At 41.9% G+C, this 25,634-nt stretch carries 19 protein-coding genes; 9 read left to right on the top strand and 10 right to left on the bottom strand.

Annotation, left to right across the window (positions count from 1 at the left end; translation table 11 throughout):
• Positions 1–61: 61 nt before the first annotated feature.
• From brnQ to phoB, 3 genes are all read right to left on the bottom strand, one after another.
• Positions 62–1,390 carry a branched-chain amino acid transport system II carrier protein gene (gene brnQ / locus ACIH2S_RS03775; RefSeq protein WP_036953807.1) on the bottom strand — a complete coding sequence of 443 codons (1,329 nt, stop codon included), beginning with the start codon at positions 1,388–1,390 and terminating at the stop codon, positions 62–64.
• 494 nt (positions 1,391–1,884) lie between these two features.
• Positions 1,885–3,204, bottom strand: coding sequence for a phosphate regulon sensor histidine kinase PhoR (phoR, locus tag ACIH2S_RS03770; RefSeq protein WP_036953805.1), 1,320 nt, complete (start codon positions 3,202–3,204; stop codon positions 1,885–1,887).
• Between the two features lie 23 nt (positions 3,205–3,227).
• Positions 3,228–3,917 carry a phosphate regulon transcriptional regulator PhoB gene (gene phoB, locus ACIH2S_RS03765; protein WP_036953802.1) on the bottom strand — a complete coding sequence of 230 codons (690 nt, stop codon included), beginning with the start codon at positions 3,915–3,917 and terminating at the stop codon, positions 3,228–3,230.
• A gap of 333 nt (positions 3,918–4,250) precedes the next feature.
• On the opposite strand from phoB, the gene sbcD reads away from it, so the two are divergent.
• The 4 genes from sbcD (at position 4,251) to ACIH2S_RS03745 (ending at position 10,718) form a co-directional block, all read left to right on the top strand.
• Positions 4,251–5,465, top strand: a complete 1,215-nt coding sequence (sbcD, locus tag ACIH2S_RS03760; protein ID WP_154600149.1) for an exonuclease subunit SbcD — start codon at positions 4,251–4,253, stop codon at positions 5,463–5,465.
• A gap of 2 nt (positions 5,466–5,467) precedes the next feature.
• Entirely contained in the window at positions 5,468–9,151 is a 3,684-nt protein-coding gene (locus tag ACIH2S_RS03755) for an AAA family ATPase (RefSeq protein ID WP_430248130.1), read from the top strand.
• A 216-nt stretch (positions 9,152–9,367) separates the two neighbouring features.
• On the top strand, positions 9,368–9,967 hold the full coding sequence (locus ACIH2S_RS03750) for a nitroreductase family protein (RefSeq protein WP_036953792.1): 600 nt from the start codon (positions 9,368–9,370) through the stop codon (positions 9,965–9,967).
• A 451-nt stretch (positions 9,968–10,418) separates the two neighbouring features.
• Positions 10,419–10,718: a hypothetical protein gene (locus tag ACIH2S_RS03745; RefSeq protein ID WP_036953789.1), complete on the top strand. Its 300-nt coding sequence runs from the start codon at positions 10,419–10,421 to the stop codon at positions 10,716–10,718.
• Between the two features lie 264 nt (positions 10,719–10,982).
• Here the strand turns inward: ACIH2S_RS03745 and ACIH2S_RS03740 are convergent, their stop codons facing one another.
• Entirely contained in the window at positions 10,983–12,932 is a 1,950-nt protein-coding gene (locus ACIH2S_RS03740; protein WP_272534868.1) for a bifunctional 2',3'-cyclic-nucleotide 2'-phosphodiesterase/3'-nucleotidase, read from the bottom strand.
• A 636-nt stretch (positions 12,933–13,568) separates the two neighbouring features.
• The gene (mak, locus tag ACIH2S_RS03735) at positions 13,569–14,477 is read right to left on the bottom strand and encodes a fructokinase (RefSeq protein ID WP_108479238.1); all 909 of its coding nucleotides are present in this window, start codon (positions 14,475–14,477) and stop codon (positions 13,569–13,571) included.
• A 176-nt stretch (positions 14,478–14,653) separates the two neighbouring features.
• Here mak and rdgC point away from each other — a divergent pair, with 176 nt between their 5' ends.
• Both rdgC and ACIH2S_RS03725 read left to right on the top strand, forming a co-directional pair.
• The gene (gene rdgC, locus ACIH2S_RS03730) at positions 14,654–15,559 is read left to right on the top strand and encodes a recombination-associated protein RdgC (protein ID WP_108479237.1); all 906 of its coding nucleotides are present in this window, start codon (positions 14,654–14,656) and stop codon (positions 15,557–15,559) included.
• 236 nt (positions 15,560–15,795) lie between these two features.
• Positions 15,796–16,305 (top strand): GNAT family N-acetyltransferase, encoded by a 510-nt coding sequence (locus ACIH2S_RS03725; protein ID WP_108479236.1) that lies wholly within the window; start codon positions 15,796–15,798, stop codon positions 16,303–16,305.
• A gap of 585 nt (positions 16,306–16,890) precedes the next feature.
• On the opposite strand, the gene yedF is transcribed toward ACIH2S_RS03725, so the two are convergent.
• The 4 genes from yedF to exbB all read right to left on the bottom strand — a co-directional run bounded on the left by yedF (position 16,891) and on the right by exbB (position 21,096).
• Entirely contained in the window at positions 16,891–17,130 is a 240-nt protein-coding gene (yedF, locus tag ACIH2S_RS03720) for a sulfurtransferase-like selenium metabolism protein YedF (RefSeq protein ID WP_006657165.1), read from the bottom strand.
• Positions 17,127–18,341 (bottom strand): selenium metabolism membrane protein YedE/FdhT, encoded by a 1,215-nt coding sequence (gene yedE, locus ACIH2S_RS03715; RefSeq protein ID WP_036950333.1) that lies wholly within the window; start codon positions 18,339–18,341, stop codon positions 17,127–17,129. Before yedE ends, yedF begins: the two co-directional genes overlap by 4 nt.
• Positions 18,342–19,717: 1,376 nt before the next feature.
• Entirely contained in the window at positions 19,718–20,149 is a 432-nt protein-coding gene (gene exbD / locus ACIH2S_RS03710; protein ID WP_036950331.1) for a TonB system transport protein ExbD, read from the bottom strand.
• A gap of 5 nt (positions 20,150–20,154) precedes the next feature.
• Positions 20,155–21,096, bottom strand: coding sequence for a tonB-system energizer ExbB (gene exbB, locus ACIH2S_RS03705; protein ID WP_108479234.1), 942 nt, complete (start codon positions 21,094–21,096; stop codon positions 20,155–20,157).
• A gap of 353 nt (positions 21,097–21,449) precedes the next feature.
• Between exbB and metC the strand changes: the two genes are divergently transcribed.
• The 3 genes from metC (at position 21,450) to ACIH2S_RS03690 (ending at position 24,490) form a co-directional block, all read left to right on the top strand.
• Positions 21,450–22,634, top strand: a complete 1,185-nt coding sequence (metC, locus tag ACIH2S_RS03700) for a cystathionine beta-lyase (protein ID WP_036950327.1) — start codon at positions 21,450–21,452, stop codon at positions 22,632–22,634.
• Between the two features lie 138 nt (positions 22,635–22,772).
• Positions 22,773–23,447 (top strand): DedA family protein, encoded by a 675-nt coding sequence (locus tag ACIH2S_RS03695; protein ID WP_154628321.1) that lies wholly within the window; start codon positions 22,773–22,775, stop codon positions 23,445–23,447.
• 143 nt (positions 23,448–23,590) lie between these two features.
• On the top strand, positions 23,591–24,490 hold the full coding sequence (locus ACIH2S_RS03690; RefSeq protein ID WP_036950323.1) for a PhzF family phenazine biosynthesis protein: 900 nt from the start codon (positions 23,591–23,593) through the stop codon (positions 24,488–24,490).
• A gap of 83 nt (positions 24,491–24,573) precedes the next feature.
• Here the strand turns inward: ACIH2S_RS03690 and ACIH2S_RS03685 are convergent, their stop codons facing one another.
• Entirely contained in the window at positions 24,574–25,602 is a 1,029-nt protein-coding gene (locus ACIH2S_RS03685; protein WP_036950320.1) for a MerR family transcriptional regulator, read from the bottom strand.
• Positions 25,603–25,634 lie beyond the last annotated feature (32 nt).

Genomic DNA, 25,634 nt, shown 5'->3' with positions numbered 1-25,634 from the left:
AAAATGCAAAATGCCAGTGGATTTATCATCTACTGGCATTTTTTTAGGAATTTACAATATATTATGCGTGCTTATGATGCTGACTTGATGGTGTGATAAGTCTGTCACATAGCGCAGCAACCACTAACACAACCACCGATGGTAATAACCACGCTAAATCTTGCTGATATAATGGAATAGACGTCATCCAGTCTGGGATATAAGTCTTCAAGTTATCAGAGGCTTTCACTGCACCAATCAAACCGACCACAAAGCTTGTTAACATCGTTGGAGCAATCACGATGGTTGGGTTTCGCCACCACTTCAACGTAAAGCTCATTAAAATCAAAACGATACAAGGTGGATAAATCGAAACCAATACCGGCAATGAGAACGCAATCAGCTTACTCAGTCCTAGGTTTGAAATCACCATAGAAAACAAGCCTAAAATCAATACCAATTTACGGTAAGAGATTGGCACATAGCGGCTGAAGAACTCAGCACATGCGCAGGTTAGCCCTACAGCAGTTACCATACAGGCAACAAAAATCAACACCGCTAAGAAGAAGCTACCGTAGTTACCGAACGTGTATTGAACATATTCGTGAAGAATATCAGCGCCATCAGCTGGATTTGGAATCAATGATCCACTATTTTCGCCCAGTTTAAACAACGATAAATAGACCAGAGTTAATAATACCCCAGCAATTAAACCTGCCCACATGGTATAGCGAGTTAATAATGATGAGTTTTCAATACCGCGGGAACGGGCCGCATTCACAATGACAATACCAAAAACCATGGCACCTAATGTGTCCATCGTTAAATAGCCATTAATAAAGCCATTGGAAAATGCCATATTTTGGTATTCAGGGGTTGCCAGAATCGGTTCTCCAGCAGGCCACATAACCGCAGCAACGCCTAAAATTGCCAGTGCCAACATTTTGACTGGTGCCAAAATGTGCCCAACGCTATCTAGCAATTTACCTGGGTATAACGAAATACCGATTACCAGTACAAAATAGATGGCGCTATAAATCAGCAGTGATATTTCCGATTCACCGCCCAGCAATGGTGCAATACCCACTTTATAAGAAACGGTTGCCGTTCTTGGGGTCGCAAAAAGAGGCCCCACCGATAAATATGCAACGATAGCTAATAGCAGACCGGCAGTTTTACCAATTGGCGTGCTGAGCGCTTCAATACCGCCCCCCACTTTCGCCAATGCAACGACGGTAAGAACAGGAAGACCGACACCTGTGACTAAGAAGCCAAGTGCCGCAGTCCAAACTTGTTCACCGGCTTGTAAACCGACCATTGGCGGGAAAATAATATTTCCAGCCCCAACAAACAGCGCAAAGGTCATAAAACCTAAGGCGAGGATATCTCTGGATGATAAACGATGAGCCATATTATGTTAATTTTTAGTAAATTATGAAATAAAAATAGGTCACTTCATCCGTAACCTATTGGAACATATATGACGAAATAGAGTTCTGATTAACATTACATTAACAATACAAAATGCATGTCTTGGTTAGCTTTGCAATACTAAACATCAAAAAACAGTAAAAATCGCCAATAACTGGCGACAAGTAAAACTTTTATAGGGAAAAAAGGCAAGAGCAAACCAGAAAACAAGAACAATGCACCAAACTAAATTTAAGAACCAGTGATTACTGTCAGTAAAATTGCAATATCCCGTATATATTCAGGCTAAAAAATCACCAATAAAACATTTTTTAACCATACCGAAGAAATGTTCACAGAATAAGATGAAGAAAATTGCAGGATAAAATTGAAAATATAGCGTAGGCGTTAGAAATAGCACCAATATAGGATGAAACACAAAACAAAAAACCTTGCTAATATGATGATTTTATTAGCAAGGTTTCGGTTTTCTGATTATTTCGCGCTTAATGTATTCACTTTCTTGTCTGACACAATAAACACTGGCGGTAATGTGAATGAAAACTCACTGCCCTTACCAACCTGACTGGTTACTGAGAGCTGGCTACTATGATGCTGAATCGCATGCTTAACAATCGCTAAGCCCAATCCTGTTCCGCCGCCACCTTGCCTTGAACGCGCTTTATCCACACGATAAAAACGCTCTGTTAAGCGAGGAAGGTGCTCGGCTGGAATTCCCGGACCATTGTCACTCACACTAAACTGGGCACCATTACTGGTTCGCTGCCATTTCACCTTAATTTTCGTACCATCCGGCGTATGGTTTATGGCGTTATACACTAAGTTAGCAACCGCGCTTCGTAGCTGCTCTTCATTTCCATGAACTCGAAGTTTTTCATCAATACTGAATTCAAACTCGTGCCGCCCTTGGCTTAAGCTAATCGCTTCTTGTTCAATCATCTTGAGAATGACCGGCATATTAATCTGTTCGTCTAGATTAATTTGAGGGGCAACCTCTATACGGGATAATTGCAGCAATTGCTTCACTAGGTTATCCATTCGATGAGTCTGTTCTTGCATCACCGACAACGCTTTTTTATTCATCGGTGAAGTGCCTTCTTGGTCATCCATAACTTCAAGATAGCCTTGGATAACGGTCAATGGCGTACGTAACTCATGGCTCACGTTAGCAAAAAAGTCTCTACGTGCTTTTTCTAGACGGCGTTTTTCAGTCACATCTCGAGCCACCATCAAAAGCTGATCACTCGCATATGGTAAGATCCGAAACTCAACAATTTCGCCACTATTAAGCTCAATCGTCAGTGCTTGGTCATAGTTTTTCACGGTGAAATAACGACTAAAATCAGGATAACGTAGCAAGTTAAAAATATGCTGTCCGTTATCCTCAGGCCAGCGAAAGCCTAGAAGCTGTTGAGCGTGGCGGTTACACCAGAAAATATTGCCTTCGGTGGTCATAATTACCACCGCATCAGGCAAGGATTCAGCTCCGCTGCGAAAGCGCTTAATCAACTGACCTAATTCACGGCGACGCTTACGATTGCGCTGCTGCATCTGATAGATACCATAAAATATCGGCTCCCATCCCCCCTTGCCATCCGGCGGCAGCATACTTCTATCCAACCAGAGCCAATCTGAAAGTTTTAGCAGGTTATATCCGTGCCAAATGAGTGCTGCGAGCAGTGAAATCACTAATAGCCACGGAAGATGCCCAATAAAAACAGACAGTATCAATGCGGGTAAAATAAATAAAAACAGCCCCCAAATCAGCTGTTTTAAGGATAAGCGTTCAAGCACCCATGTTTCTCCCTAATGGTTTCTCAATAGCGAACAGAGAAGCGGTAGCCAGTACCACGAACCGTTTGCACCATCTTATCATGCCCATCTAACTCTAACGCTTTTCTTAAACGACGAATATGCACATCCACCGTTCTGTCTTCCACATACACGTTTGCGCCCCAAACATAGTTGAGTAACTGTTCGCGGCTATATACTCGCTCTGGATGGGTCATAAAGAAGTGAAGTAACTTGTATTCGGTAGGCCCCATATCAATGGGAATTTCTTTGCTGGTAACGCGATGAGAAGTAGGATCAAGAACTAACCCGTTCATCTCAATAATGTCTTCTGTCGCCATTGGAGAGATACGTCGTAAAATGGCTTTAACTCGAGCTATCAATTCTTTTGGTGAAAATGGTTTGATTAAATAATCATCCGCCCCCACTTCTAATCCTTTCACGCGATCTTCTTCTTCGCCCCTTGCAGTTAGCATCATCACGGGGACATCACGCGTGGCGCTATCACGCTTCATATGTTTAATGACTTGGATACCGGAACCACCGGGGATCATCCAGTCCAACAACACTAAATCAGGAAGTGGATCAACCAATTGCGCTATTGCAGAATCATAATCATCAGCCTCTGTGGGCTGAAAACCATTCTGTTCCAATACAAAACAAACCATTTCTCGGATGGGCGCTTCATCTTCAACGACTAGAATGCGTCTTGCCATGATTGTTCCTGTAAATAAGAAGAGATTTTTAATGTGACCGCATTATGCGTCAGTTTTGTGACAGAATTATGAATATCTCAACCCACAATCAAGATCTATCATTAGATTAACAGTTTAATGTCATGTAAGTGAAATATTAACACCACATCTGGCTATCATTGCGAAGCGCTTCGCAACTCTCTTATTTTTACTGTTTAATTTGCCATACCTTTGCTTTCACTGAACCTATATACAGTATACTGTGACACCGCAAACCAAATGGTTTGAATATTAGTATAAAGCATCAGAATATTAATATAGTAAAAGCGTCATAATTACAGGAACCGCTAGCTCATGCGCATCATCCACACTTCAGACTGGCATTTAGGTCAGTATTTTTTCACTAAAAACCGATCTGCTGAACACCAACACTTTTTGCGTTGGTTAATAGAACAAGTCAAACAGTACCAAGTGGATGCCCTGATTGTGGCTGGTGATGTCTTTGATACTGGCGCTCCGCCAAGTTATGCGCGCGAACTCTACAACCAGTTTATTGTTGATTTGCAAAAAACAGGCTGCCAATTAGTTATTTTGAGCGGTAACCATGATTCTGTCTCTGTTTTGAATGAATCCAGCGCGTTATTACGTTATTTAAATACTCACGTCATCACATCAAACAGCGAGTCCCCAGTCATCACATTGAAAGATAAACAAGGAAACCCTAATGGGCTGGTGTGCGCGATCCCCTTTTTACGACCACGAGATATCCAAGTCAGCATTGCAGGGCAAAGCAGTGAAGAGAAACAACTTTCATTACAAAATGCCATTCATGAACACTACCAAAGCTGTTACCAAAAAGCCGTTGAGCAACGTACTGAACTGAACTTAGATATCCCGATTATTGCCACGGGGCATTTGACCGTTGTTGGTGCAGAGCTGACAGACTCCGTGCGTGAGATTTATATTGGCACATTGGATGCTTTTCCTTCCGGCGCATTCCCACCTGCGGATTATATTGCACTAGGGCACATCCATCGCCCTCAACTGATTGGTGGGCAAGCACATATTCGCTACAGTGGTTCTCCGATTGCACTTAGCTTTGATGAATCACAACAACAAAAAAGTGTCTGCTTAGTGGAATTTAATCAGCACCAATTTGCCAATGTTACTTTACTACCAATACCCGTTTTTCAGCCACTATTGAGTTTAAAAGGCTCTTTGAAAGAACTACAAAAACAATTAATGGCCTTACCTGTCAAAGAAAATGAGCTCCCTATTTGGTTAGATATTGAAGTCGCCACTCAAGATTATCTAGGAGATATCCAACAACGTATTGAAGCTCTTACTCAAGAACTCCCTGTTGAAGTTGTTCGCCTACGCCGAGCGCGGCAGGCGCAGACTGGTCAAAACCTCACTCCACAGAATGAAACATTAAATGAACTGACCGCCGAGGAAGTCTTTACTCGACGACTTACAGAAGAGTCATTGGAAGACAAAGCGTTAGAACAGCGTTTATTGCAGCTGTTCAAGCAATCCTACGCCAACTTGCGCAATGAACAGGGGGAATAACTGTGAAAATCTTAAGCTTACGCCTGAAAAACATTAACTCCCTAAAAGGTGAATGGAAGATTGATTTCACAGAAGAGCCTTTTGCCAGCAATGGGTTATTTGCCATCACAGGCGCAACTGGCGCGGGAAAAACCACGTTATTGGATGCCATCTGCCTTGCACTGTACCACCAAACTCCACGGTTAGGCGCGATATCAAAAAGCAAAAATGAGTTAATGACCCGCCACACGAGTGAATGTTTAGCTGAAGTGGAATTTGAAGTTAAAGGCGTCGCTTATCGCGCATTTTGGAGCCAACGCAGGGCAAACAATAAACCCAATGGTAACCTGCAAGACGCAAAAGCTGAGCTAGCAACCGTCGCTGATGGGCAAATCATTGCAGAAAAAATCAGTAAAGTGCGTGAAAAAATTGTGCAAATCACCGGGCTAGATTTTGGGCGTTTCACTAAATCCATTTTGCTCTCTCAAGGGGATTTTGCCGCCTTTTTAAATGCGACCGAAAAAGAGCGAGCCGATTTACTGGAAGAAATCACTGGCACCGAAATTTACAGCCAGATTTCGGTGTATATTTTTAACCAACATAAACAAGCTAAAACCGATCTCGATATTCTTCGGGCGCAAGCCGGTAGCATTAACTTACTCACTGAAGCTGAACATCAAGAACTCGTTGAAAAACAGCAACAATATTCAGCGCAAGAACAGCAACTGAATCAGAATAAAAACCGCCATCAACAAGCGCTAACATGGCACCAGCAACATCAACAATTGGTACAAAATACCCAGCGATTACAGATTGCACAGCAGCAAGCTCTACAACAATATCAAGCCGCCGAACCCCGCCTACATAAGCTGGCACAAAGCGCCCCAGCAGAAGCCTTACGCCCAGATTGGTTGGCAGTACAAAGCTTGCAAACTCAACTCGATGAACAGACCCAAAAACAGCAGCGCACCACATTACTTTTAGAAACCGCTCAAAAGCAGCGCTTACCATTGGTCGCCCAATACACTCACGCTCAGTCGGAGCAAAATCAATATAAAGATTGGGTACAAAAAACCACGGCGATGATTGATAACGAAGTGCGACCACTCGACAATTTGCTTACGCAGCTTAACCAGCAAAAAGTCCAATTGGACCTGCAATTAAATCAACTAAATGGAGAATATTTACAGAAAAAATCGAGTGTAGAAAATATTCAGCAGAAAATTCTTCATGCCAATAATGAGTTGAATAAAACCCAGTTATTTCTGCAAGAACACCAAAATGACGCCCAGATTGTCGCGCAACTCGGAAGCTGGCAACAGCAAGGGAAATTTATTTATGAACTCACAGAACGCCTAACCCAAAATCAGCAAAAGCAGAAAGCTATCCACCAAGAATGGCAAACCCTACAACAGGTTCAGCAGCAAAAAGCCAAAGAGTCTCAACAGGATCAAAGCCATTTAGAAGAGCAGCATTCTCGCTTTAATCAGCTCGAAAAGCAGTTTCAGGAATATAAAGAAAAGCACAATATCGAGGAAATTAAAGCAGCAATTTCACAGCAGCAAGAACGTTTGCAGCATGCGAAAATACTACCTGTTTTACTGACTCAACATGAGGAAAAACAGCTACAGTTACAGTCACAAACGCAGTTGCAAAACCAACTTAGCGAATCTATCAACCAATTGTCGCAACAGATTACCATTACGCAAGATAGACTGACTCAGCTCCAGCCGCAACGGCAAATTTTGGAGCAAAAACTTCAGCTAGAACAAAAGATTGTCAGCTTAGAACATGAACGCCAACAGCTCATTAAAGGGACTCCATGCCCTCTTTGTGGCTCATTGGATCACCCTGCTTTAGCATCATATCAAGCCGTTATACCCAATGAGACTCAGCAACAACTGGCTATGCTGGTCACTCAAATTGAAACTGAAAAACAAAAATTTACTGAGCTGCAAGCCTTATTGCAAGCAGACAAGCGCCACCAGCAAGATAACGAATTGGCTCAAAAACAGCTACAAGAGCAGTTCAACAACCTGAATCGTCAATGGCTGAAAGCATGTGAGCAAGCACTTACACCTGAACTAGCCAAAAACGCATCTGCAGTAGAACAATTTCTCATTGAATTACAAGAAAAGCTTACCGCTCAGCAAACCATCATCAATGAATTTGCACAATTAGAGCGTCAGTACCAAGATGCTAAAAATCAATATTATGAACAGCAAACCCAAGCTAAACAGCTGTTTTCTGAGTTATCTCTCCTTGATGAGAAACTTAAGCATCACTCCCAGCAATTAGAAGAAAACCAAGCTGAGCAACAATCTCTGCAACAACGCTTAGAACAACAAGTACAGCAGCTTACGGCCTCGCTGGCGCCATTTAATCTCATTCTTCCAAGCCAAGCACAATTTAATACTTGGCTACAAGAGATTGAGCAACGCGGGCAATATTATGAAGCACAAAAAAACACCTTTCTGCAAATCACCAAAAATATTGACGTTGATACGGCTACGCTTGCAGCCGAAACAGCTAATGCTCAGCAATTAACTCAGCAACTTTCTGCTCAACAGCAGCAATTAGAGCAATTAAATCAGCAAATTGAACAAAAAAATATGCAACGCCAGAATCTGTTAGATGGCCAAACAGTTGCTGTTTTTGTCCAAAAAATGCAAGAAAAACAAGCTCAATACACACATCAAGTTGATACACTTTCAGAGAAAATTAGCGAAATAGATAAAAATATTGCTGTACTCAACGGGAGTGCCCAAGAACTTGATCACCAATTGAAGCAACTAAGCCAACGACAGTTAGCCGCTCACACTCAGTTTGTTGCTGCACTCAGTAGCAGCCCTTTCGATACTCAAGAGCAGTTCCTTAATGCCTTACTGCCGACTGAAGAGAAAATTGAGCTGGAGCAGCTTAAACAGCGAGTCACTCAACAGCGGCTGGAGGCGGAAACTCGCTACCAAGAAAGCCAGTCAGCCATAGCAAATCATGAGCAACAGCGTTTAGTGGAATTCACTGAGTTCTCTGTGGAAAAAATTCAGCAAGCTCTCGAACAACTAGAGAGCCAAATCAAGATATTGAACCAGCAACAAGGGCAAATCATTAACCAGCTTGAGCGTGATCAGCAGCAACGTCACCAGCAGCGTGAGTTATTGAATAAAATTGAACAGAGCCAATTAAGCTACGATGATTGGAGTTATCTCAATACCTTAATCGGCTCCGCCGAAGGGGATAAATTCCGTCGCTATGCTCAAGGGCTAACTCTAGACTGTTTAGTCTCGCTCGCTAACCAACAACTCGATAAATTACATGGTCGTTATTTGCTACAGCGTAGCCATTTAGCCAACCTCGAGTTGCAGGTTATTGATGGTTGGCAAGGGGATAGCATTCGCGATACGAAGACCCTTTCAGGGGGGGAAAGTTTCTTAGTCAGTCTCGCCCTAGCCCTTGCACTCTCTGACATGGTGAGCCATCGAACACAATTAGAGTCACTCTTTTTAGATGAAGGTTTCGGTACGCTAGACGCTGAAACTTTAGACATCGCCCTAGATGCATTAGAGAGCCTAAATGCATCAGGAAAAACCATTGGTGTGATTAGCCATGTAGAAGCGATGAAAGAACGAATTCCTGTACAAATTGCAGTGAAAAAAACTAACGGATTCGGCTTTAGTGAACTTCCAAGTCACTATCGTGTTAGTTAATACAATAGGCTAGAAAATAAAGATAACCAAGTGAATTTATTTAACTTTTATAACAACATGCAAAAATTTGAACATTAAGGTTAAATTTTTTTTCTATGATTTGGTTGGGATACCTTTATAGTTGTTCACATCGAAACAATTTACTTCGAAACAAGTTACGGCTTCTGAGGTTGTTCAATAAATTGCCGTGCTCTAAACAAAAGCAAGGGGACACACATGTCTAACGCATTTATCGAAATGATTAAAAATCGTCGCACTATCTATAACTTAGGCGATTCATTACCAATCTCGGAAGAGAAAGTGGCTGGGCTTATCAAAGAAGCGGTTAAGCACTCCCCATCAGCATTTAACTCACAAACGTCACGTATTGTGGTGCTATTTGGTGCAGAACATAAAAAACTGTGGAATATCACCAAAGAAGCGTTACGCGCTATCGTACCAGAAGCAGCATTTGCGGGAACTGAGCAAAAAATTAATAGCTTTGCAGCAGGTGCCGGTACCGTTCTTTTCTTTGAAGATAAAAATGTCGTCACTGGCTTACAAGAACAATTCCCGCTCTATGCAGATAACTTCCCTATCTGGTCAGAACAAGCGAGCGGCATGGCACAGCTGGCAGTATGGACAACATTATCTCAGGAAAATGTGGGCGCATCATTACAGCACTACAACCCATTAATTGACAATCAAGTTCAACAAGAGTGGGATATCCCAGCAAATTGGATCTTACGCGCTCAAATGGTATTTGGTTCAATTGAACAACCTGCTGGTGATAAAGACTTTATGGACGACGACGTTCGTTTCAAAGTATTCAAATAATTCATCACTGATCGTTATTATCTTTATTGCCTCTGCAAATATTTGCAGAGGCTTTATTTTATTTATTCACCCAAGCCATTATATATTTATTTATATAATACATTTGAATTTCATTAAATTATTAACAATATAAAACCCTCAACTATCACAAATTACCCAAATAGAAAAACACCCTCGGAATATTAATCAAAATCAATCACACTTATTCAAAAATAATATTTCATTTTTATATATTGGTCGCAATTTTATAAAAAATAGCATTTTTAATCACTTACATGAAACTGAAAAACAACCTTAATTTGATTGACATCAATATGTTATATCCTCAGGGTAATAGTATTTACTTATAGACTAAACTTTTATTTTTGCATTATCGGCATTTGAACTACACTAAAAATAAGAGCACAGAAGCAGTATTGGATGGTGGTCAGTGTTATTAAGGGGGTGGACTATGAAACGTTTATCTTTATTAACTACTGTAGTGGCAATCTTCATTTCGAGTTGTTCTTTTGCAAATAATATCAACCCATCTTCAGGAGGTACAGTTTCATTTGGTGGTTATATCTATGAGCCTCAGTGTGAAGTCAATATCGTGAATCAAACCCATGCAAATGTGGATTGTTATCGTAATGGTAAAACAGTCACTGCATCAGGTTCATTGAAAAATGGTAAAAAAATCGAATCCGAGTATGTCAAAGTTGAATATGACAAACACAGTAAATTACCTATGTTAAACGTGACTTATGAATAAGTTAATTGAAGATCTAATAAGCATAATATTTCGGGGAGCTGCCATTTACTCTTAAGTTTAAACTCCCCGAACTTTATTTCTATATTAATCCGCTTTTGTTAGCACATAGCTCGTCAGCTATTTTTCTGTTCTTCTATGCACCTTTCCGCCATGATGCTTTCCCTAATCTTTTTTTTCATACGAATGTCATCGAACATACATTTCTATGAAAAAAAGCCTGACACAAGTGACAGGCTTTCGGTTATCAATATTTTATGACTGCTATTACTTAGCGGTTAAATCAACTTGGTAAATAGCAAAACCGATATCGTCAGTACCTACTTTTTTCATTGGATATTGAGCATGTTGCTGAATAAACTCGGCAGCTTTTTCACTTGGTGAAGTTTCAAAGCGTACATCGAGTTTTTTATCGGTTTTAATTGGCGTGAAGGACCAGTTATTATCCGCCTTCGAAACCACTTCGCCTTTTTCTTTAGACACTTTAGCGATATAAGCCGCTAAAATTGCACGGTTTTCATCTGGTGAAGCAAATGCAATATGCGCATCACCAGTACCTGCAAATTTACCGCCGTAACCACGATAGTTATTAGTCGCGATTAAGAATGCCGCTTTAGGATCGATTGGCTTGCCTTGGTAAGTCACATTTTTGATACGATTCGCATCTTTATTGACCACTTGGCAGTCAGTGTCATATTTAGCTGGCTGAGTTAGGTCAATCTGGTAATTCACACCGCTAATGGTGTCAAAGTTATAGGTTCTAAAACCATCCCAGTTGATCAGACTTTGCGGTTTAGTTGATTGAGCATCGATTTGGTTGAACATGCCCGCAGAGCACTCTAACCATTCAACCACATCCGCACCTGTTGCTTTTACTACCACTAAGGTATTTGGATAGAGATATAAGTCCGCCGCATTACGGAAAGTTAAATCCCCTTTCTCCACTTCAACAAACTCAGAAGGCGCATTTTTACGTCCACCGGCTTTGAATGGTGCCGCTGCCGCTAATACTGGTAAGTCCGCTAAGTCTGGATCGCCTTGGATAAAGTTACGGGTGTAATCCATCTGAGCATCATTCACAATCTGAACCGTTGGATCGCTTTGAACTAATGCCAAGTAGCTGTACATGTTTTCAGAGGCTTTACCAATCAGTTTACCCACGAAATCACGGGTACCTTGATGCTGCTCTTGGATGATTTTCACGAGTGATTCATCGCGCTCAACCAGTGCTTTCTTATTGGCTTTATCATAAACAGGGCGGGCATGGGCTTGAGCTTCAACCACTTTCCAATCGCCGCTGTCATTGTTAACCACCAAATCAACCACGCCTAAATGATCACCCCACTGTCCTGGCATAACTGCTGGAACGCCGTTGACTGTGCCTTTGGCAACATCGACACCTTTAATATCAGCAAATTCTTTACTTGGGAACACACCGTGAGAGTGACCAAACATGATAGCGTTAATGCCCGGCACTTCGCTGAGATAGTACACAGAGTTTTCTGCCATCGCTTTGTATGGCTCTTGTGAGAATCCTGAATGAGGAATTGCCACAATCAGGTCAGCGCCCTCTTTCTTCATTTGCGGCACAAACTTTTTAGCAGTTTCAGTGATGTCATTCACCTTCACTTTGCCTTCTAAGTTTGGTTTATCCCAAATCATGATTTGTGGCGGAACAAAGCCGATATAACCGACTTTAATGGTATGTGTTTTACCATCACGGTCTTTTACCGGCGTATCAACAATAATGTACGGTTTGAAGTAGTTTTCACCGGTTTTAGCATCAACGATATTGGCGTTGACGTAAGGGAATTTCGCGCCTGCAATGGCTTGTTTCAGGTAATCTAAACCAAAGTTGAATTCGTGGTTACCAAAGTTACCGACGGTGTAGCCCATGGTGTTCATTAAGCTATGAGCAGGGTGAGATTCTCCCTCTTTTAAGCCTTTGTTCGCCATATAGTCAGCCAGTGGGCTGCCTTGGATTAAATCCCCGTTATCCACGAGGATAGCGTTGGTGGCTTCATTTTTCGCGGCTTTGATTAATGTCGCAGTACGTACTAGGCCAAATTGTTCAGTAGATTTGTCTTTGTAGTAGTCGAAGTCAATGAGGTTGCTGTGTACATCGGATGTTTCCATGACACGCAAGTCAACCGTGGCAGCGTTGGCGTTAAATGCCACCAGCAGTGCCAAAGATGAAAGTTTTAGAGCCTTTTTCACGTTAAATCCCCTTTGTTGCCTTTTGAGAGAATGCCTCTCATAAAGTCCAGATTCATTTCATGGTTATTGGTCAAGAACCTAACCATACCCGAAATTGAGCCTGTCACTGTGTGTTGGATATCAAGTTTTAATGATAATGCCTGCAAACAGTAACCATTTTTTGTGACTAAATCACGGTTTTAGTCCATTTATGAATCCCGACTTTTATATAGCTCACAAAAATAGATTTATCCGATAAAAATCACCGCTATTATTTGAGTTATCGATAAAACCCGCTATTCCCCGAATAACTCACCGACACTCACTTTATCAGTAGTCAAACCCACCAGCTCATTTTCACTTTTGCCCTTCTTTTGCTTTTGCCTTTCTTTTTCCTTTTATTCTTTTATCTTTTTCGCCCTTCCCCTCACCCATTGCTCTAAATAATTCGCGTTGTAGCAAGGCGGCAAGAGAGGCTAATCCCTAGGAGCATACACAAGTATGTGACTAGGGTTAGCGAGCGTAGCCAACACAGCTACGGCGTGAAGTATGACGAGCAAGGCGGCAAGTGAAACTAGTCCCTAGGAGCATACACAAGTATGTGACTAGGGTTAGCGAGCGTAGCCAACGCAGCTACGGCGTGAAGTATGACGAGCATTAACCCTCAGAGCAGAGCCAGGCCGCCCCCCGCACCCCACTCGAATCCCCATGCTCCGCCTTCCTGATTGGCGTATCAAACTCCCTACCAAACACCCATTGACGAATTTTTTCTGGCAAATTTTCATAGAGCTCATCGACGTTGCTCATTCCGCCCCCTAACACTATGACGTCTGGGTCTAGCATGTTGACGGCTTGTGCTAACGCTTTTGCTAGACGATTTTGGTAATGTTCAAAGGCTTTTATCGCGTGTTTATTGCCGTTTCGCGCCAATTGAATAATTTCGGTGCCTGTTTTGGATTCTCCGGCCAGTTTTTTGTAATCCGCCATAAATCCCGTACCGGAGACAAATTGCTCTGTACAGCCACTCAGCCCGCAATAACATTTTTCGTCAGCCAGAAATAGTCGGTCTTGGTCATCTTGCCATGGCAAAGGGTTGTGTCCCCATTCGCCTGCGACGCCATTTCCACCAGAATGAACTTGCCCATTAATGGCGATCCCTGCGCCACAGCCCGTTCCGATGATAACCGCAAATACCACTTTAGCACCTTCCCCTGCACCATCTACGGCTTCTGAAACAGCAAGGCAATTGGCATCATTGGCCATTTTCACTGGGCGACCTAAACATTGAGCAAGGTCTTTATCGAATGGTTGTCCGTTTAGCCACGTAGAATTGGCATTTTTCACTTTTCCCGTCACTGGAGAAAGTGTTCCAGGGATCCCTAAACCCACACTTCCAACTTGCCCCGTTGCCGCTTCCGCCTCACCAACTAAATGCTTAATTGCATCGAGAGTGCCTTGATAATCACCTCGTGGCGTTGGCATACGCTGACGAAATAGAATATTGCCACCATCATCCAGCGCGACCACTTCAATTTTTGTACCGCCTAAATCAATCCCTATTCTCATAATGGCACTCACTTATTATCTATTTTTCATTTAATTGCCTGCTTACATTATTAGACGACCTTTATAGAAAGTAAAACACCGCAAAATGGCGGGCATTTTTTTTCGCTTAATAACGGACAATTCGCTATCATGTCCGCCTTGCTAAACATGTTTTTAATGACAAAGGTAGGTTTTTCATGTGGTTCAAGAATATATTGGTCTATCGCCTGAATCGGGATTTGGCACTCTCCGCGGATGATCTGGAAAGACAACTTGCGCCGCTAACTTATACCCCTTGTGGAAGCCAAGACATGATGAAAACGGGCTGGGTGCCGCCAATGCGTGGCGCAGATGCACTCACCCATGCTGCAAATAACCAAATTCTTATTTGTGCCAAGAAAGAAGATAAAATGCTGCCATCCCCCGTGATCAAGCAAGCATTACAAGAGAAAATTGAAAAATTAGAAGCGGACCAAGGTCGCCAACTGAAAAAAACTGAAAAAGCCTCGCTAAAAGACGAAGTGGTTCATGACTTACTTCCGCGCGCATTCAGTAAATTCAGCAAAACCTACATTTGGATTGATACCGTTAATCAGCTAATTATTGTTGATGCCGCTAGTGCTAAGCGTGCCGAAGATAATTTAGCATTATTACGTAAAAGCTTAGGCTCGCTTCCTGTTGTTCCACTGACCTTTAAAGACCCGATTGAGTTAACCCTGACTGAATGGGTGCGTTCTGGTGCATTACCTCAAGGTTTTGCCGCTATGGATGAAGCGGAATTAAAAGCGATTTTAGAAGAAGGCGGGATCATCCGTTGTAAGAAACAAGACCTAATTTCTGACGAAATTGCCACCCATATTGAAGCTGGCAAATTAGTCACTAAATTATCGTTAGATTGGGAAGAGCGCGTTCAGTTTATGCTGTCAGATGATGGCTCTCTGAAGAAACTGAAATTCAGTGAAAAACTAAAAGAACAAAATGACGATATTCCTAGAGAAGATTTTGCTCAGAAATTTGATGCTGATTATATTCTGATGACAGGCGAACTCAGCGCCTTAATCGCTCGCCTAATTGATGTTCTGGGCGGTGAAGCCGAACATTAATATTATTTAGCTTTTTATCCTGACTTCACGATGGCAACGGGCATTTACGCAAGTTGCCATTTTCTTTTTAGACCCCGCTTGCATAGCCACAATTAAGTCATTGACTGCCTCCTCGATCTCTGGTTGATTAAATTACATCCATGTAACAAATCAGTAGCAATTTTGATTATTCAATAATAACAACACAAGCAGCTTCCTCGTGAAGCTTTGGTCAATATTCGAGCGAAGGAATGGTTATGATAGAGTTCATCGAGCCAGAAGTGGATGAAAATTCCGTTGTCTCCTTGCAGAAGGTAACAGCTGAAAACTTTTCGGAAATCTGTTTGCTGAGCCATACACTCAGTGAAGCACAGCGTAGCATGGTGGCAGATAATGCCTATTCCATGGTTGAGGCCCAATTCTCTGACTGTGCTTGGTATCGAGGCATTTATGCGGATGATATCCCTGTAGGATTCATTATGCTGCATTCTGGGCTAGATGATGATGAGCTTGAATACGATGGCATTATGCTATGGCGATTTATGATAGCCGAGCCTTACCAAAAATTAGGATTTGGTCGTGAGGCGTTAATTCAAGTGATCCGTTACTTGAAAAAGAAAGGTTACCCACGGCTGTATAATAGTTGCGGTGAAGGAGAAGAGAGCCCATTTGAGTTTTATCAGAAACTTGGCTTTATTCCGACAGGTGGCTATATCGATGATGAGTGCGAGCTTGTGCTGGATATTGCGAGCTGGCAGGATGAGTAACCGAACTATCACCTATAACAATCAGTTGTAATTTCACGACTGATAGGTAGCTTTAATATTTTAGGGTATCACTGAAATACGCTAAATAGTTTGTGCTGTCGCAAGGCGGCAAATGCGTTAGACCCTAGGAGCATACACAAGTATGTGACTAGGGCTAACGAATGAAGCCAACACCGCGACAGTGCAAAATATGACTAATACCAATACGCTAAATAGTTTGTGCTATCGCAAGGCGGTAAATGCGTTAGACCCTAGGAGCATACACAAGTATGTGACTAGGGCTAACGAATGAAGCCAACACCGCGACAGTGCAAAATATGACTAATACCAATACGCTAAATAGTTTGTGCTGTCGCAAGGCGGTAAATGCGTTAGACCCTAGGAGCATACACAAGTATGTGACTAGGGCTAACGAATGAAGCCAACACCGCGACAGTGCAAAATATGACTAATACCAATACGCTAAATAGTTTGTGCTGTCGCAAGGCGGTAAATGCGTTAGACCCTAGGAGCATACACAAGTATGTGACTAGGGCTAACGAATGAAGCCAACACCGCGACAGTGCAAAATATGACGCGTATTTGTTATTTTTGGATAAGATAACGAATAGTCGGCCCATCTTGCTGAATATCCAACACCTTATAACCATAATTTTTTGCATCTAAAGGGATATTATTGATAGATTGTGGGCAATCACTTACCACTTCTAATATCTCTCCAGGTTTTAACGATGGCATCGCTTCTAACGTCGCAACCGCAGGGTATGGGCAAGGTTCGCCCACCATATCTAATCGATAATCCGGTACTATTTCTTTATGGCTCATGCGGCCTCCATGGAAGTATTCGCCAGTTTTTGGGCACGTTTACGGAAGAAATATTTTTCCCATACCAGCATCAAAATAAATGCAATGGCTAATAAAGCGTATGTAACGAGCAAGCCGCCTTCCGGACCAAATGTCTCTAGCAAGTTCACTTTGTCAAAGTCTGTAGCCAACCATGGGCCTAAATCATCCCAGTAATACGCTAAGATAGTCGCACCGATAATGTTACCGAAACCAACCCACCAGTAATGAACTTGACCTTCAACGGCACGGTACATCCAGCCAGTTTCACAACCACCCGCTAAGACAATACCAAACCCGAATAGTAATCCACCAATCACAGCATTTGGACCAGCCCACATAATCTTAGGTGTCGCGCCCAATTGCACATAACTGAAAATACCAATCGCACTGACCGCCATACCAATGATAATCGCTTTCGCCATATGAGTACGACCAGTGATCCATAAATCACGAAACGCGGAGGTAAAACAGATTTGAGCACGTTCAATCAGCAAACCAAAACCAATCCCACATAAGATAGCAAAGCCCATGACTGGTGCATCTAGCAGTGTATAAAAGCCCCACGCAAGTGCGACAGCAAAAATAGCCATGCCTAATTTAAAGCGTTTTTTAGCTGTATTCGGATTTTGAGTTAATGGCGATGCTGTTGAGACTTTTTTCAATTTTACCGCAATACGGAACATTGGCAGCAGGGTGAATTTGGCACCAAAGTAAGAGCCGACGGCAGTCGCTACAGCAAAGAACCAAGCGTGTAACGAGAATTGTGGAATCCCCGTAAAGAATGCCGCTAAGTTACATCCCATGGCTAGACGAGCGCCGAATCCAGCAATGATCCCACCGAGGATGGCTTGAAAAATTCGAACCCGATGCTGCGGCATGCGAATTTTGACATTATTTGCCCAAAGTGCCGCGGCAAAACAGCCAGCAAACATACCGATAATCATCACGCCATCAATTCGATCAAGTGGCGAACCTTGAAAACCAATAACTTTGAAATAGCCCCATTCTTCTGGATGCGCACCAAATAGCTGCATGATATGCCCGCCCCAGCGAGTAAATTCACCGGTTACAGCCCAAAAAGTGCCTGTTAAACCAAAATAATAAGTCGATAAGATACCTGCCGCAATCACCGCAGGTAACGGTTTCCAAAAACCGATGAGATAGTGAGATTTAAACTCAGACCAAGTCATTTTTACTTCCAGAATGTTTCAAGCCAGTACCTGGCAAAGAATTTCGCTGTTGTATGATGTGTTGCTACATGATGTATTGCTACATGATGTATAGCTAAATGCCCCACAGCGAAGAGGTGCACATCATACTCTGATACTTTTTATCATTAAATAATAAATTATGAATACTCTCAGAAAGATTGATTTAACCACATGCTTAATCACACCGCATATCACCGATTCTTCACATAAATTCTGAGGGTACAGTTGATGCTTGAAAGATAAATAAACATGCATAAAAAAAACGCCATCTTAATGATGGCGCATGGAAGTATAGTCTTATCTTATTTATAGAGGAGTATAATATGAAATATTTTTATTACATCATTTTGCTGTGTGTCGTCTAAAGTCAGCCCATTTGACTTCAGTAATAACATCCGAACTTACATCTAACAACTGAACATCGTACACTCGAGTATGATTGATTATATTTATTTTTAATATAAAGCCTAATCAAACAGCGACTAGTACTTTATTTATTCCCTAGCATTAGTAAATTGAAAAATAAAAAACTCGAGATGAAAAGTTATTAAAAAGTATTTCTAAATGTTATTGGCTGCATTATAGCGCTCATGAAATGTTGCGCAAGTGTTTTTTTATTTTATTTAAGAAGCATTAGCAATAAGTCAAAAAAACAATAAATAACAATGTATTGAACCCAAAAAACACTAATAAACGTGTCAGCTTTGCATTTATAACAGTAATTACATATTTATATTTCATTGTTCAAGTACATTTAAAATATTTTTATTAATAACACTTATATTAATAAAATTATCCAGCTTATTTACTCGCTTTTTTTATCATTTCAATTAGATTTAAATGTATTAATAATTTTTATTATTCTCTTTTTTTGTCTGAACTTCATCTAATGGGTTAACCCTGCTGTTATTTTGAACGATGATATCGCCTTTATTCATGATTATTCTAATAATCAGTAAGTTCCATGGTAATTCACACAAAACACTCTAAAATCGATACTCTTAATTTGGGTATTCAGAGAAATTACTCTGTATGTGAATAATCCCGCACAATATGGATGGTTTATTTTCAATTAACCTTATCAAGCCTTTTTTAAACGTGGTTTTATGTGAGCAGAATTTAAAATCACTCTAACTTAAATAAAATTAGAAGAAATTCCGAATAAAATTAAACCATTTGTTTGTGAAACTATAAAGAGAGAGCATTTTTTTATCAGAAATGTTGCAAGAATATGCAAAAGATATGATGGATGAAAATTGATAGGCATAAAAAAATGCGTTTTATCTCAAAGCATCAACGTGAGAATGACATCCGCGATGCAAAGATAAAACGCATTACTACGTAAAACAACTTAGCTATTTAGCATTAGCCGCTGTTGCTTCCATACCGACTAAACCAATCTTGAGATACCCCGATTGACGCAATGCATTCATTACATCCATCATCGTTTCATAATCCACACTTTTGTCCGCTTGGAAGAAAATTGTGGTTTCTTTATTGGTGTTTGTCGCTTGATCAAGGGTTGAACCTAACTGCTCTTTACTAACCGCTTGCTCGCCGATAAACAGCTGACTATCTGATTTCACAGTTAAGAATACTGGCTTTTCTGGTCGAGGCTGAGGCTTCGCAGTGGAAGCAGGTAAGTCGACTTTAATATCAACGGTAGCCAGTGGCGCTGCAACCATAAAGATAATCAGCAGAACCAACATAACATCGATAAACGGTGTTACGTTGATTTCATGCATTTCACCGCTATCGTCTTGTTCGTCACCTAAACGCATTGCCATAATAATTACCTTGCTTTGCTGTTTGCCAGATCGAGGTCACGCCCCAGTAACAACGCTGCTTGTGCAGCAACATCACCCACTTGACCACGATAGTTGTTGATCATACGAGCAAAAATATTATAGATAACCACCGCAGGAATCGCGGCAATAAGACCGATTGCCGTTGCCAGCAGCGCTTCTGCGATCCCTGGAGCAACAACCGCTAAGTTTGTGGTTTGTGAGTGGGCAATACCTATGAAGCTATTCATGATCCCCCACACTGTGCCAAATAGACCGACAAATGGAGAAATCGCTCCAATTGTTGCTAAATAGCCATTTCCACGCCCCATATAACGGCTGATTGCAGCAACCGCTCTTTCTAAACGGAAACCTGTACGGTCTTTAATACCCGCAAGATCTTGACTGTTTGCCGAAAGCGCTCTTTCCGTTGTCGCTTCAGCTAATAACATGCGCGTAATGCTACCTGCTTTAAACCCTTCCGCGATAGATACCGCTTCATCAAGAGATTTTACTTCTGCAATTGCTTTTGCTTCATCTTTTAAACGACGACGTGCAATTAAAATCTCACTTCCTTTGGATAAAAATAGCGCCCATGTAATCACGGATGCGAGTAACAGACCAATCATCACCGTTTTTACAACAACATCTGCGTTTTGATACATACCCCAAACCGATAAATCCTGATCAAAACCGCCACCGTGAGCTTCAGTCGCAATCTCAACATTTTCAGTCACTACCGTATTTGTCACGACAGATTCCGGTGTTGCTACTGGAGTTGTCGTTGCTTGAGTTGCAGTCACTTCCGTTGTGGAAGGAGTATTTGCAGGAGCGGCTGTTGAACCTTGGTTAGCTACTGGTGTAGTAGGTGTGACAGCGGGTGTTGTTTCTGCGGATGCCGTGCCCATTAAGCCGATCGCCAATAGAATAGAAGCTGTTAATTTACGCATCAGTTGGCCTTTACTCTCTTATTTTGTGTTGTATAAAAAAATTTATATCGATGATTGTGCCATTCATCGACTAACCATTAAAAGCGAAATTTGATTCACGCATTCATCTCTTTTCGTCAAGATGTCAGATAATATCAAACACACCACGAATTGATAGTAATTATCATTAGTATTCGCAATTTTTTGTCGCTTATCAACATAACCCTTCGAGAGACGACTCGATTTGCTGCTTGATAATGAAGAAAATTCAGCTAACCACTTTTGTTCTTGCTCTGGTAGACCAAAATCATTTAACGTCAGGTGATAACTTGGCCAATCATTTGATTTTCTATCGGTAAATAAGGGATAACTCAATGGCAAACATAAGACCAGAAACCCAGCTCGTGCATCTTGGTAGAAACCCTAAATTCACTCAAAAAGGGGTAAACCCTGTCATTCAACGTACCTCTTCCGTGATTTTTGATTCGGTAGAAGATAAAAAGCATGCTGTACGCAATCGCGCAAATGGCGTATTAATGTATGGTCGCCGAGGTACACAGACCCATTTTGCTTTCCAAGAAGCGATGACCGAATTGGAATGTGGTGCTGGCTGTGTTCTTTACCCTTCAGGTGCAGCAGCGATCACCAATGCCATTATGTCATTTATCAGCGCGGGGGATCATATTCTGGTCACGGGGTCAGCCTATGACCCGACACAAAACTTCTGCGACAAAATCCTCACTAATTTGAATGTTGAAACGAATTATTTCGACCCATTAACTGGCGCAAAAATTGCCGATTTAATCCGTCCAAATACCAAAATTGTTTTTTTGGAATCGCCAGGTTCTATCACTATGGAAGTCCATGACCTTCCTGCTATTGTAAAAGCCATTCGTCAAAAATCCCCAGAAATCATTATCATGCTCGATAATACATGGGCTGCGGGTGTCTTACTTAAACCTCTTTTATTTGATGTAGATATCTCTATTCAATCCGCGACAAAGTACATTAATGGTCATTCAGATGGCATGTTAGGGGTCGCTGTTGCCAACCAGCGCTGCATCGAAACTTTGCGAGAAAATTCATATTTATTGGGGCAAACTGCCGATCCTGATACTGTTTACATGGCTGGTAGAGGTCTTCACACCTTACCAACCCGCCTCAAGCAGCATGAAGCGAACAGTTTAGCCGTCGCAAACTGGTTAGTAGAGCATCCCGCTGTGGCACATGTTTTTCATCCTGCACTTCCAGGCCACCCTGGGCATGAATTCTTTAAACGGGATTTTAGTGGCTGCAACGGGTTGTTTTCATTTCAATTAAATTCGCGGTTATCCCCTAAACAGTTCAGCGATTTTCTCGACCACTTTAGCCATTTTAAAATGGGGTATTCATGGGGCGGGTTTGAATCACTGATTCTTGGTTATCAAACCGAAGATTTACTCAGTATGCGCCAATACAATTATCAACCGGATAGTGGGTCGTTTTTCCGTCTGCATGTCGGCTTAGAACACCCGCAAGATCTCATTGATGATTTACAACGTGCTTTCGCGCGCATTTAAACATCAACATTCCGTCCTTAATTATTAGGCAGTTAATCACTGCCTTTTAGATAATTACCCAAACAAATCAAACTAGGCTGAAATTTTTCCTGTAATATAGAGCCCAATGATTCGCTTTATGCAGATACAGGAACGATTATGGAAGTCATACGCGAAATCGTACTGGCACTTTGGCAACACGATTTTATGAAGCTCGCCAACCCAGAAGTTCTCTGGGTAATTTACACCGTACTCTTTGTGGTGATTGTATTAGAAAATGGCGTGCTCCCCGCCGCATTTTTACCAGGTGATACCCTTTTACTGCTTTCTGGTGCATTGATTGCCAAAGGTGTTTTGCACTTTGTCCCCACAATCTTGCTGCTAGCGACGGCTGCGAGTTTAGGCTGCTGGCTTGGATTTGTTCAAGGGCGTTGGTTAAGCGAAACGAAGATAGTTAAACGCTGGCTTTCTCAACTCCCTGAGGAATATCATAAAAAAGCCAATGATATGTTTAACCGACAAGGTTTGTATGCATTATTGATCGGACGCTTTCTGGCATTCGTGAGAACGCTACTGCCATTGTTAGCGGGATTATCCGATTTAAGCCACCGCCGTTTCCAATTATTCAACTGGCTTAGCGGGTTATTGTGGGTCGGTATTATTGTGACTTTGGGCTATGCCGTTAACCAAATTCCTTTCGTTAAAGAGCATGAACAAATCGTGATCACCGCACTGATGATCATCCCTGTTGTGCTGTTGGTCAGTGGTTTGATTGGCTCCATTATCGTCTACTGGAAGCACCGTAAAGCTTTGAAAGGCAGCAAAGAAAGCTAAATTGCACGCCTAAATCATCTCACGCGACCAACACAAGTTTCAGTGTTTGGTCGCCGCTACAAAACCATATCTACCTCTCAATATGCGCTCACTTCGTACTAATAAATAACTCAATAAACGCGCTTAATTTCCCTGGAGCCACTATGCACAACACAGCAATACCTACGAATGAACACACGCTTAACGTTCATCTTGTAAACTCATTTACTCGAAATAACACAGGCGGAAATCCTGCCGGAGTCGTGCTCAATCCCCCGAAACTCAGTGATGCACAAAAAATTACGATTGCTCGCCAAGTGGGATTTTCCGAAACGGCGTTTGTCTATTCCGGAGAAAGTGCGGGTGAAGAAACGGATTTTAAAGTGGATTTTTTCACCCCTGAAAGTGAAGTCGACTTTTGTGGACATGCAACATTGGCTGTCTTTTTTACCCTATTTTCACTGAATCAATTAGCCGCTGGCACCTACTCCCAAAAAACCAAAGCAGGTATTTTAAATGTTACGGTCAGTGCTGATGGGGTCACTATGCAACAAACACTCCCCGCTACTCGCCAAGGGCCTGATGTGAATACCGTCGCTGCCGCATTAGGTATCCCAGCTGAGACAATCACAGAAACAGGTTTACCTATTGAAATTATCTCCACTGGATTACCTGATATTTTAGTCCCCGTGCAATCCAATCAATTGGATAATTTAAAACCTAATTATGATGCTATCGCGCAGCTGAGCCGTGAATTTGACTCGATTGGTTTTCATGTTTTTGAGTTAAACCAGTCGCCTTCTTTTACTGCTCATTGCCGAAATTTTGCTCCGCTCTACGGAATTAATGAAGAGTCCGCAACCGGTAGCGCCAGTGGTGCTCTTGGCTGCTATCTTGTGAAACATGTCTTCCCCACAGAAACCCATTTTCTGTTAGAGCAAGGGCGAGCAATGGGGTGTTCCTCGCAAATTCAAGTGGAAATCTCTCATCAAGATCAGGCTATCAGTCGAGTTTATGTGGGTGGACAAGCCGCAACAATGGGTGTCCAAACCGTCCATTTTTAATCTCTTAACACACCTAAAACAAAAAAGTCGCGGCATATTCTGTCGCGACTTTGATATCAAGGATGGATTGCTAACTTACGCTGTTATTGCTTCGCCAATAAGAAACTAATGGCGGAAAACAGATACTGCCCAATTTCTGGCGTCATCCATGTTCCTTGAGAAATAACCGGATCTTCGCGATAAATCGTGCGGATTTTTTCCTGTAATAGCGGATCGCCCCCAGTAAATTGGTTAAACATGGTTAACCACATTCCTGCCAATTTCTGCACATTCGGCGAATCTGGGGCATCCCCCGCTTTCAAAGCATTATAAATTCCTGAAATAAATTCAGGCCATACCTTGCCTGACTCAAAGTAATGTTGGCTAACAACAGCAAATTGCTCAGCGGTTAAATGGGGTTTAAAACGTGATAGTTGGTACTCACTAAAGCCCCGAGCTACAAAGTCAATGATCGCTTCGGTGATCCCTGTCGAGAACATTAGCTCGTTGTCGGTTAAGTGAATTTGATTTAAACGCGCAAAGAAATCAGGGTTTCCGCCCGTATCTCTTTCCAAGGCAGTCATCCACTCAACACCAACCGCTTGTACTTCAGCTGATTTCGGTGATTCACCTTTTTCCATTAACGATTTTACTGTGGCGACCCGCTGTTGCCACTCTTGATTTTTCAATGTGTTCGCCGTGTATAGTGGCAATTGCTCAAGCTCTTGAGGGGTAAAATATTTATCAAACATCGACATCATCTCCAATAATGAAAACCAATCAGCCTGAGTGGGGTTATCTCCCTGTTGCATTTGCTGCTGTAACCGCTCGAGACGTGAACGCAGTTTTTCAATCTGCTTCATCTGCTCGGTTAACAGACTAATACGCTCTTGCAGCAAAAGAGAGATATCGCCACTGTGACCATTAAGTAACTCACCGATGTCTTTCAGTTTGACTCCCACCTGACGCAGCATCTGAATTTGCGTCAAACGTTCAATACATTGCATATTATAGAGTCGATAACCTGCATCGGTTCTGGCAGTCGGCAGTAATAAACCAATCTCTTCATAATGATGAAGGGTACGAATGGTTAATCCTGTTTTCTCTGCAATCTCACCCACTTGAAATAGCATCTTAGCCTCCTGTCCTGAAATGCAGGTTAGTG

Source organism: Providencia lanzhouensis (assembly GCF_050469745.1).
In the GTDB taxonomy this organism is placed as follows: Bacteria; Pseudomonadota; Gammaproteobacteria; order Enterobacterales; family Enterobacteriaceae; genus Providencia; species Providencia lanzhouensis.
Note: the sequence above shows the minus strand (reverse complement) of the source record. Positions and strands in the feature narration are given on the sequence as shown.

Coding starts and splice junctions, on each gene's coding strand:
- brnQ (WP_036953807.1), bottom strand. CDS start 1,390: ATGGCTCATCGTTTATCATCCAGAGATATCCTCGCCTTAGGTTTTATG.
- phoB (WP_036953802.1), bottom strand. CDS start 3,917: ATGGCAAGACGCATTCTAGTCGTTGAAGATGAAGCGCCCATCCGAGAA.
- sbcD (WP_154600149.1), top strand. CDS start 4,251: ATGCGCATCATCCACACTTCAGACTGGCATTTAGGTCAGTATTTTTTC.
- ACIH2S_RS03750 (WP_036953792.1), top strand. CDS start 9,368: ATGTCTAACGCATTTATCGAAATGATTAAAAATCGTCGCACTATCTAT.
- ACIH2S_RS03745 (WP_036953789.1), top strand. CDS start 10,419: ATGAAACGTTTATCTTTATTAACTACTGTAGTGGCAATCTTCATTTCG.
- mak (WP_108479238.1), bottom strand. CDS start 14,477: ATGAGAATAGGGATTGATTTAGGCGGTACAAAAATTGAAGTGGTCGCG.
- rdgC (WP_108479237.1), top strand. CDS start 14,654: ATGTGGTTCAAGAATATATTGGTCTATCGCCTGAATCGGGATTTGGCA.
- ACIH2S_RS03725 (WP_108479236.1), top strand. CDS start 15,796: ATGATAGAGTTCATCGAGCCAGAAGTGGATGAAAATTCCGTTGTCTCC.
- yedF (WP_006657165.1), bottom strand. CDS start 17,130: ATGAGCCATAAAGAAATAGTACCGGATTATCGATTAGATATGGTGGGC.
- yedE (WP_036950333.1), bottom strand. CDS start 18,341: ATGACTTGGTCTGAGTTTAAATCTCACTATCTCATCGGTTTTTGGAAA.
- exbD (WP_036950331.1), bottom strand. CDS start 20,149: ATGGCAATGCGTTTAGGTGACGAACAAGACGATAGCGGTGAAATGCAT.
- exbB (WP_108479234.1), bottom strand. CDS start 21,096: ATGCGTAAATTAACAGCTTCTATTCTATTGGCGATCGGCTTAATGGGC.
- metC (WP_036950327.1), top strand. CDS start 21,450: ATGGCAAACATAAGACCAGAAACCCAGCTCGTGCATCTTGGTAGAAAC.
- ACIH2S_RS03695 (WP_154628321.1), top strand. CDS start 22,773: ATGGAAGTCATACGCGAAATCGTACTGGCACTTTGGCAACACGATTTT.
- ACIH2S_RS03690 (WP_036950323.1), top strand. CDS start 23,591: ATGCACAACACAGCAATACCTACGAATGAACACACGCTTAACGTTCAT.
- ACIH2S_RS03685 (WP_036950320.1), bottom strand. CDS start 25,602: ATGCTATTTCAAGTGGGTGAGATTGCAGAGAAAACAGGATTAACCATT.